1 protein-coding gene is annotated in these 345 nt (G+C 51.0%); it reads right to left on the bottom strand.

Translation table 11 applies throughout. The features are described from left to right. Window positions 1-6: 6 nt before the first annotated feature. On the bottom strand, window positions 7-345 hold a 339-nt coding region (locus tag SB822_RS55650), incomplete at its 5' end, for a hypothetical protein (RefSeq protein WP_410858917.1).

Genomic DNA, 345 nt, shown 5'->3' with positions numbered 1-345 from the left:
AGCCTATTAGCGCACGAACTGGACGCGCTCGGCATTTTCAATGTATTCCATGCATCGTTGACCAAACGGCTGCATCAAAATCCCACGCTGGAAGTTGGCCATAAACGATTTGCTTTCTTTTCGCGCTTGCGCATGTTCTTTCCACATGAATCCGTGAATCAGTCTGAACGGTTGCGTCTTGTAATAGATGAACATTTCGAGCGGTGTTCTGAGTCCAGGTACCCAACCTTCGATCAGCAAGATGTCCAGTTTCGCGCCATCGCCTTGAGCAATGAATCCTTCTCGGCCGGACGACCAGCCTGTCCCGCCGTCAGCCTGTTCTCGCGCTGATTGTGCATTTTCAAC

This window comes from Paraburkholderia sp. SIMBA_054, assembly GCF_046534875.1.
Classification (GTDB): Bacteria; Pseudomonadota; Gammaproteobacteria; order Burkholderiales; family Burkholderiaceae; genus Paraburkholderia; species Paraburkholderia hospita.
Note: the sequence above shows the minus strand (reverse complement) of the source record. Positions and strands in the feature narration are given on the sequence as shown.